Annotated in this window: 6 protein-coding genes; 5 read left to right on the top strand and 1 reads right to left on the bottom strand. The window is 51.0% G+C overall.

Going from position 1 to position 8,595, the window contains the following annotated elements; genetic code table 11:
- Window positions 1–125 precede the first annotated feature (125 nt).
- Entirely contained in the window at window positions 126–1,544 is a 1,419-nt protein-coding gene (locus VAE48_RS16210) for a LysM peptidoglycan-binding domain-containing protein (protein ID WP_322794377.1), read from the bottom strand.
- Between the two features lie 912 nt (window positions 1,545–2,456).
- Here VAE48_RS16210 and VAE48_RS16205 point away from each other — a divergent pair.
- From VAE48_RS16205 to VAE48_RS16185, 5 genes are all read left to right on the top strand, one after another.
- Window positions 2,457–2,876, top strand: a complete 420-nt coding sequence (locus VAE48_RS16205) for a cytochrome c (RefSeq protein ID WP_322794376.1) — start codon at window positions 2,457–2,459, stop codon at window positions 2,874–2,876.
- Window positions 2,877–3,025: 149 nt separating this feature from the next.
- On the top strand, window positions 3,026–4,834 hold the full coding sequence (locus VAE48_RS16200; RefSeq protein ID WP_322794375.1) for a sensor histidine kinase: 1,809 nt from the start codon (window positions 3,026–3,028) through the stop codon (window positions 4,832–4,834).
- Window positions 4,831–5,484 (top strand): response regulator transcription factor, encoded by a 654-nt coding sequence (locus VAE48_RS16195; protein ID WP_322794374.1) that lies wholly within the window; start codon window positions 4,831–4,833, stop codon window positions 5,482–5,484. The genes VAE48_RS16200 and VAE48_RS16195 overlap by 4 nt, the downstream gene beginning before the upstream one ends.
- Window positions 5,485–5,621: 137 nt before the next feature.
- Complete coding sequence (gene coxB, locus VAE48_RS16190) at window positions 5,622–7,043, top strand: cytochrome c oxidase subunit II (RefSeq protein WP_322794373.1); 1,422 nt, start codon at window positions 5,622–5,624, stop codon at window positions 7,041–7,043.
- A gap of 21 nt (window positions 7,044–7,064) precedes the next feature.
- On the top strand, window positions 7,065–8,595 hold a 1,531-nt coding region (locus tag VAE48_RS16185), incomplete at its 3' end, for a cytochrome c oxidase subunit I (protein ID WP_322794372.1).

Raw genomic sequence — 8,595 nt, 5'->3', positions numbered from 1 at the left:
AGGGTCCCCGGAAGGGGATGCTATTCGAGCCCCTGCACGCTCACTGATTTGGTTCAGGGTCCCCGGAAGGGGATGGTATTCGAGCCCCTGTCATAAAACCAACCTGGATGGCAACCTGCTGGAATTTACTTCTTCTTCCGCGAGAAGAAAACCGCCAGTGCCGTTCCGGTAAGACCAAGCCCGACAAAAAGGAACAACAGGGTCGGAGAATTTTCAGAAGTTTCGCTTTCTGCCGGGGTCGGGGTAGCCAATACCAGAGTAGCCGTCGGGCTGAGCGTTGGCGTGGGGGGAATGGGAGTGTCCGTTGGGGGGATGGTTGGGCTGGGTGTCAAGGTTGGAGGCATTGGCGGGGTGACCTGCAAAAGAATCTGGTCACCCGGATGGATAATCGAAGAGCCGTTTAGACCATTCCAGGCCATCAAGTCGTTCAGGCTGACCTCGTACAGTTTGGCAATCCAAACCAGCGTTTCTCCGCTTTGAACCGTGTGGTAGTATTTGCCATCACTGGCGGGGGTGAGTTTTTCGATTGGCGTGAGCGGACGGGGGGTGGGGCTGGGGGTGATATTACCGGGATAAATGATCAATTTTTGCCCAATTTGGAGAGGCCAGTCGGCCTGGATGCCATTGTATTTCAATATGGTATCTATGGTTACACCGTAGGCACTTGCTATGGTGATAAGGGTATTGTAAGGCTCAACGATATGAATGATCTTCCCGTCCGCGTCGGGGGTGGCAACCTTGACCATCCCTACCGGTGTGGGTGTGGCGTACCCTTCTGTATTGCTGGAGGGGATAAACAACTTCTGTCCCACTTGAAGGGGTTTTGACCGTGAAAGATTATTCCAAACTTCTAAATCGCGGATGGTCACCTTATAAGCAACGGCGATTGCCCAAAGCGACTGCCCGGTTTGAACAACATGGAAAACCTTGCCTTCCTCATCGGGGGTGGCAACCTTGACTGGCACGATGATTTGAGGAACGATGGGGTTGGGGTTGCTGCCGGGTTGCGGGGTAAAATTGGCCGGCGGGCGGTATTCTCCACAACTCTTGCCCGAAACATAGGCAGCCTGGAGGACGTAATAGGTCATCCCGTTGGCGGATTTGGCAACACCTGCTCCCACATGACAGTAAGCCGGGTTCACCGCCGGAAGCATGTGATCCGGGTCCGCCCATGCCAGCATGATCTGGTCAATGGTGAAACTTGTTCCAACCGCAAAATTCTCGGTTGCCCATACCTTGGCGCCCCCGCCGTAACCGGCTGCCTGCAACCGTCCGGAAACATTGCCGATGTGCCAGGACATTTGATTGGCTGCCATGATTTCGGCAGTAGATTGAGCAACGGCGTTGATAATGGGGTCTTCAATCAAGGCAGGCAGGCCGTTTGAAACGCGCAGCGTGTTCATGGCCAGGATGAGATCGTAAGCGGTTACTTCGCCGTTATAAAGATTTCCTGACAAGGCAGCTGCTTTGACGGGAGTAACGGGCTGCATGCCTGCCAGAAAAATCAGCAAGAGGAGAAACACCTTAAGTTTTTGGGATAGCATGGGGTAATTATAAGGGGAAAATCCGTGATTGGAGGTGGTGATCGTGTATGTTGTCTGGTTCTTCACCTAAAGGATCAGTCTTAATTTTCCTGACGCTGGGCTGATTGATTGGGTTGGAGGAAGGAATTCCATATTTATTTTGCGCCGTTTTCGGAGAAAATCCGGGCTCGCTTTTAGATTGACTTACTGCAGAGCACGCTGTTGTGTTTCCGGGTGTTTTTCGAGTAAAATTAGAGTAACAGCAAAATCATGAAAACGAAAACTTTTTGGCTATTACTACTTTATCCCATCGTTGGTTATGGGCTGGATCAGGTAGTCAGAGTTTCGCGTCTCTCGATGGCGAGGGATTTTGCCATCTTTCCCAATCTCGTGATTTTGGCGTTCAGCAGTCTGGTTTTTATGGGAATAAGCCTCGTTGTTTGTGTTCATCTCACCCGAAAAAAAGCAGAGTCGGGGTTTTTGCTTTTCTTTTTCATTTTGGGGTTACTTGCATGGTTTTACCCGCTTTTGCCGCCGCAATTCAGCTTTGGCCTGGTTTCTTACGGGTTCAATTCCTACGTTAGCCTGAGCGGAGCATTGATGATCCTGTTGTCCGGCTGGAAATTTTTTTTGAGATTTTCTGGTCGGGAAAACAAGAATTGAAATGTTCCGAACTTGGAGTGAACTCCAGGTTTTTTATGCTGTGGGCGGAAGTGCAAGCGGTGGATCCTTTGCGCCCATCCCGCAAGGTTATGAAGACTTTGCGCAAGAATTCAAAAATCTCTTTATCACCGCTTGGATAGGCGCTTTCCCATTAATCTTTTTTTCATACTACAAATCACCCCTTTGTTCTATATACAGGGGGTTTATTTTAAAATAGGGCGTATTATAATAAGGATTGTGACAAGGTTCACTACACCAAAGGAGGATTATATGAAAAAAGTTGTTCCAATGATTGTGTTGGTATTTGTGCTCAGCGCGCTCATTCTGGCAGCCTGCGGTGGAGGCGGACAAACCACCTCGGAGAAACCCGCTGTTCCGGCTGAATATGCCGGCAAGACCAACCCGCTTGGCAGCGACGCTGCTGCAGCCGGAAAAACCATATACGAAGAACGCTGTGCATCCTGCCATGGGCCGAGCGGCGCCGGAGATGGCCCGGCAGCAGCTGGTTTGGACCCCAAACCTGCCCATCTCAATGAGGTAGTCGGTACGGCCGGCGATGATTACCTCTTCTGGCGGATTGCCGAGGGTGGTTCCATGGCGCCCTTCAATTCTTCCATGCCTGCCCAAAAGGGCATCCTCACCGATGAGCAAATCTGGCAGGTGGTTACCTACATCAAGACCTTCAAGTAAAATTGTTTGTCTGAGCGCAAGAGATGGGCAAAAGAAAAAAAATTTGCCCATCTTTTTTTGTTAACGAAATTTCATAAAGAAGACAAAATATTCCGATAAAGTTATACGAAATATGGCAGGCTGGTATTTTCAGGGTAAAATTTGTTTTGATGAATAAGCGTCTCAAATCGGTGGATCTGGTTGTTGTAATCATTCTGATTGCTGGTTTCATCTTTGTGCTGGGGTTGGAATTGATCCTGAAGAACCAGCCGTCTGATTGGGCGTTTTGGATACCTGCAGCGCTGCTTGCGGGGGCTATTTCGTTGCTGTTAGCAGATTGGTGGAGGCGGCGGAAACAGCAGAAGATTCTGGAGTTTTCTCTGCAAGATACCCGACAGGCTGGCAACGCTTTGCAACGCCGCTTGCACGGAATGCTGCGATTGAATCAAATTTGGTTAGAGGCGCAAACCGAAAAGGAACTGATCGAACGCTCACTCTCCATCATCAGCGAGATGACCGGCGCAGTAGGTGTTTCCTTTATGCCGTTTGATGAATGGGGCCAACCGCTGAACGCTTTGACTCATGGGGCTTACCCTGCGCCGGTGCTGAAAGCCTGGGCAGAACATTTGAGCGAGCCGCGTGTTCGCAATCGCTGCCGCGTCTGCCAGAAATTGGAAACAACCGTCGGCGAATCGTGTCCCCTGTTGGAAGCGCCTTTTGATCAATCGGTGCGAATTTACTGCCTGCCCCTGCAGCGCGAAGCGCAAACACTGGCGATGTTAAACATTTACCTGCCGCCCACTCAGCAGTTGGATGGTGAAATGCACGAATTTCTCACCACCTTGCTGCGCGAAATGCTCTCGGCCCTGGAAGTCATTCGTCTGAAAACCCAGGAACAGGCCGCTTTACGTCAATTGCATTCTCCGCAGGAAGTGCAATCCCCCACCGAAAACTACGCTCAAAACTTGCTGGATCGTCTTTGCGCTGTTTTCGGTTTCAGCGCGGCGCGTCTGGAAATCAAGCCCTCCCTGCCTCACTTCCGTGGAATTCAAATGATCGCGGGCGAAGAGGCGTGGATAAAATCTCAGGCGGCAGACGAAATAATGAGGGAACTGCTGAACAACCTGCATCCAAGCCAGTGTGAACTCCAGGATATTTCGACTTCAAAGGAAATGAATGTTCTGGCCTTACCTTGCTGTTTGCCGGGGAATGTGCCGATTGGGGCGATCCTTTGTGTAAACCGCTCAGCCCAGCCTTTGCCGGAGGAGAGCCGCAAATTACTTCCCATCATCGCCAGTCAACTGGCGATGCTGGTGGAAAGTGAACGGGTTCAGCAGGAGCGGGAATACCGGATTGTGTTACAAGAGCGCATCCGGCTTGCGCGAGAAATTCATGATAGTCTGGCTCAAACGCTGGCTTATCTCAAATTGACGGTTGCTCAAATGCAAACTCAACTGGCGCATGGCGAATTACAGCGCCTTGAACAGATGATTCACCAGTCTCATCAGGCTCTGGCGGATGCCTATCTGGAAACCCGCCAGGTAATTGACAGTTTGAGATTAAGTCCGGGCGAAGATATGAACCTCTGGCTGGAACCGCTTTGCCGCGAATTTGAGAAGAATAGCGGTATGCGGGTCGAACGCATTATCTCGGCTGAATTGCCGAAAATTGAGCCCGAAATTCAGGCCCAATTGTTAAGAATTGTTCAGGAAGCTCTCAGTAATGTGCGCAAGCATTCGCAGGCAAGCCAGGTTCGCGTTGAAGTGCGCAACTGGAAAGGTATGCTGATTCTGGAAATCTGCGATAACGGGGTGGGATTCAGCGCCGAGGATGTGCCGGAGTTTTCGCGGCACGGTTTGCGCGGCATGCGCGAGCGCGCGGAATTGATCGGGGCAGATTTTCAGGTGATCAGTAAGCCTCAGGCAGGGACGACCATCCGGGTTCATTTACCTTTAAAGCAAGAGGAAGCTCCAGTATGACTGCTTTTCCCGTTCGACTGGTTGTCGTGGATGATCATGCTCTTTTCCGCCGCGGTCTGATTGGGCTGATCAATGACCTGCCTGGTCTACAGGTGGTCGGTGAAGCCGGCAACGGGCGCGAGGCATTGCAGGTCATTCAGCAGGAGAAACCCGATGTTGTCCTGCTGGATGTGAACATGCCGGATATGGACGGCATTCAGACGGTGGATCAAATCCGGCGGATGAATCTTGCGGTGCGCGTCTTGATGTTAACCATTTCTGAGGAAGAAGAAGATTTACTTTCTGCCATCCGTCTGGGAGCGGATGGCTACTTGCTGAAAAATATCGAGCCGGAAGACTTGCGGAAAGCCATTTTGCGGGTTGCACAAGGGGATGGCGCACTATCTCCGGAGGTGACGGGCATTGTGCTGCGCGCACTGGCGCAGCAGGGGGAAATCAAATCTCAACCGTTACTCAGTGACCGTGAACTGGAAGTGCTGGATTGTCTGGCTGCCGGGCAAACGACCAGCCAGATTGCGGCTCATTTGTTCATTTCGGAAAATACCGTCAAAACTCACGTCCGCCACATCCTTGAAAAGCTGGAAGCCTCCAACCGTACCGAAGCCGTCAGTAAAGGCCTGCAATTGGGGTTAATCCACAAAAGAGAATGATGAGCGGGTGAGCTGAAAATCACCCCATCAGAAAATTGAATTTAACCTGTAAAAAATTGTCCGAGGATAGAAAATCGGACAATTTTTGTGTAAATTATACATGGGTATTTTCGGGAGTTAAATTTCAGGGAATTTATATGAGTCCGAAAACAAGTGCGCCTTATCAGCGGGTATTGATTGCCTCAGCCAATCCTTTGTTTGGACAGGGATTGGAAAAAATGATTCAGCGCCAGTGGAAAAACCCACAGCTGGAAATCCGCCGGGTGGCCTCCAATGAAGCCGTGCTGAGTGAAATGCAAAGCTGGTCACCGGATTTAATCATTCTGGATTATGACGACAAGGCAATTTCCCGCGTCGAATTTTTACAGGAATTCGTTACCGGCGAGCAGCCAATGCAGGTCATGCTGGTGTCGCTGAAGTCCAGCGGGGCGGTAGTGGTATATGACCGACGCACGATGACACCTGCACAGGCAGAAGATTGGTTGAATTTACCCAAATTTTCGCAAACCACAAGCGAGCATTTCCCCCTTCAGAGGAGATCATCTATGAAGCATTTTGTCATTGTGGGTGTTTTGATTGCAGCTTTCACAGGCTTGATTTATTTCTTGTTGAGCAATATCCCCTTGCTGCCGATTGCCGCCAGTGTCCAGGCTCAGCCAATTGATCGGCTGTTCAACCTGCATTTCTTCATGATCTCGTTGTTGTTTTCCCTGATCGTTGTCTTTCTTGGTTACAGTCTGGTGGTGTTCCGTCAAAAAGCGGGAGATGATGAAGAAGACGGCGTCTATATCAAAGGTAACAATCCACTGGAAATTATCTGGACGATCATCCCTCTGGGGATTGTGATTTATTTTGCCTATCTGGGTTCGGTTTCACTGGCGGAAACCCGCCGGGCTGATCCGCAGGCGTTGGAGATCAAAGTGGTGGCCGGGCAGTGGTTCTGGCGGTTTGAATATCCGGATTACGGGATTGTGTCCAATGCTATGGTAATGCCGGTCAACAAGCAGGCCTTGCTGAAACTGACATCGCTGGATGTCATCCATTCGTTCTGGGTACCAGAATTTCGGGTCAAGCAGGATACCCTGCCGGGTGAAAATCTGGTGCGCGAGTTACGGGTAACCCCCACCGAATTGGGAGAATTTAAAGTGCGCTGTGCTGAAATGTGCGGTACCTCCCACGCCTACATGGAGTCGCCGGTCAAAGTGGTTACCCAGGCCGAATTTGATCAATGGGTGCAGGATCAACTGGCGGCACTTGGCACGGACCCGGTTGCACGCGGAGAAGTGTGGGCGCGTAACAACGGTTGTCTTTCCTGCCACTCGGTAGATGGATCGCCCAATGTTGGTCCAACCTGGAAAGGTTTGTATGGGTTGACCCATGAACTGACGGACGGCTCGGTGGTCACGGTGGATGATGCGTATTTGTTGACGGCGATCATCAATCCCAATGCTCAAGTGCCCAAGGGTTTTGTACCGGGGGTCATGCCGCAGATTTATAAGGACACCATTCCAGAACAACAAATTCTGGAAATCATCGAATACATCAAGTCGCTCAAATAATCATTGAGGAGAGGCAGACTTATGAAAGGTATTTTTTCTTACGGAATGGTTCGTGGACTGGTTGGCCAAATCATCGGCTGGGCAGCCGGGATTGGGGTGGTGACCGGCATTCGTGCGTTGATGGGCCTGGCCTACAAAGCCGAACCGGCCTGGGTTTTGGGGGCTGCGTTTGGGGTTATCGGTTTCTTGATTGGGATTGGGGCATTCCGCGACTGGTTTGCCTGGGCGAAGGGGGAAGAAACTCCTGAGCCGGAGGAGATTCAGGAAGAGCCGGGTATAAAACGCTACTTTGGGTTCAGTCTGGATCATAAAGTCATCGGCGTTCAGTATGCCTTTCTTTCCCTTTTTCTGCTGGTGGTGGGCGGTTCGTTCGCGTTGATCTTTCGCGTTGAGCTGGTACAGACCGGCATGCAGTGGGTTACGCTGAACTTCTTTAACACGCTGATCGGAATGCACGGCATGACCCTGATCGTTTCCATCTTGATGGGCATCTCCGCCATGTCCAATTACGCCGTGCCGTTGTTGATTGGCGCAAAGGACATGGCTTTCCCGCGTCTGAATGCTTTTTCCTTCTGGCTGGCGGTACCGGCATCCATCGTGCTGGTTTCCGCCATTTTTACCGGCGGGTTCGATACCGGCTGGACGGGGTATCCGCCTTTGAGCATTCGTGCACCAATGGGCATGCAAATGTTCTTCGTGGCGGTTTTCTTTGCCGGCTGGTCCTCAATTTTAGGGGCATTGAACCTGATCGTAACCATTTTGCGGATGCGCGCGCCGGGAATGAAGATGTTCCGCATGCCAATATTTGCCTGGGCAACGCTGGCGACTTCCATCATCGCATTGACGGCAACTCAGTTGATTGGCACTTCCTTCCAGATGGTCAGTTTTGAGCGTTTGTTTGGGATGGGCTTTTTTGATGGTACCAAAGGTGGCAACCCCATTCTCTTCCAGCATCTCTTCTGGTTCTATTCTCATCCGGCGGTTTACATTTTTGTTTTGCCCGGTTTGGGAATTATCAGCGAGCTGCTGCCGGTTTTTGTCCGCAAGCCCTTATTTGGTTATAAGTGGGTGGCAATGTCCTCTCTGGGTATTGCCCTGGTGGGCTTTCTGGTATGGGCGCATCACATGTTCACTTCCGGCATGGAAGAATACCTGCGCGTGCCGTTCATGTACTCCACTTTGCTGGTGGCCGTCCCAACCGGGATTAAGTTCTTTTCCTGGGTGGCAACAATTTGGATGGGGCGCATTCGTTTTGCAACCCCGATGCTCTTTTTGATCGGCGCCATCGTCGTATTCCTGATTGGCGGCATCACCGGCCCGCCTTTAGGTACCATTTCGACCAATCTGCACATGCACGATACTTATTTTGTAGTCGGTCACTTCCACGCGACCATGTTCGGCGGTTTCATCTTCCCGCTGTTTGCGGCAGTTTATTACTGGTATCCCAAAGTTACCGGTAGGAAGATGAATGAGACGCTTGGCAAAATCCATTTTTATCTCCTGACGCCCGGTTTCCTGAGCATGTCCTTTGGACAGATGATGATTGGTTTAT

The sequence above is a fragment of the Bellilinea sp. genome, assembly GCF_034432615.1.
GTDB lineage: Bacteria > Chloroflexota > Anaerolineae > Anaerolineales > Anaerolineaceae > Bellilinea.
The sequence above is the reverse complement of the archived record's forward strand: the minus strand, read 5'-3'. Positions and strand labels throughout refer to the sequence as shown.

What these genes read in the sequence shown, in the direction of transcription:
- VAE48_RS16205 (WP_322794376.1), top strand. Translation starts at nt 2,457, where the DNA reads ATGAAAAAAGTTGTTCCAATGATTGTGTTGGTATTTGTGCTCAGCGCG.
- VAE48_RS16200 (WP_322794375.1), top strand. Translation starts at nt 3,026, where the DNA reads ATGAATAAGCGTCTCAAATCGGTGGATCTGGTTGTTGTAATCATTCTG.
- coxB (WP_322794373.1), top strand. Translation starts at nt 5,622, where the DNA reads ATGAGTCCGAAAACAAGTGCGCCTTATCAGCGGGTATTGATTGCCTCA.
- VAE48_RS16195 (WP_322794374.1), top strand. Translation starts at nt 4,831, where the DNA reads ATGACTGCTTTTCCCGTTCGACTGGTTGTCGTGGATGATCATGCTCTT.
- VAE48_RS16210 (WP_322794377.1), bottom strand. Translation starts at nt 1,544, where the DNA reads ATGCTATCCCAAAAACTTAAGGTGTTTCTCCTCTTGCTGATTTTTCTG.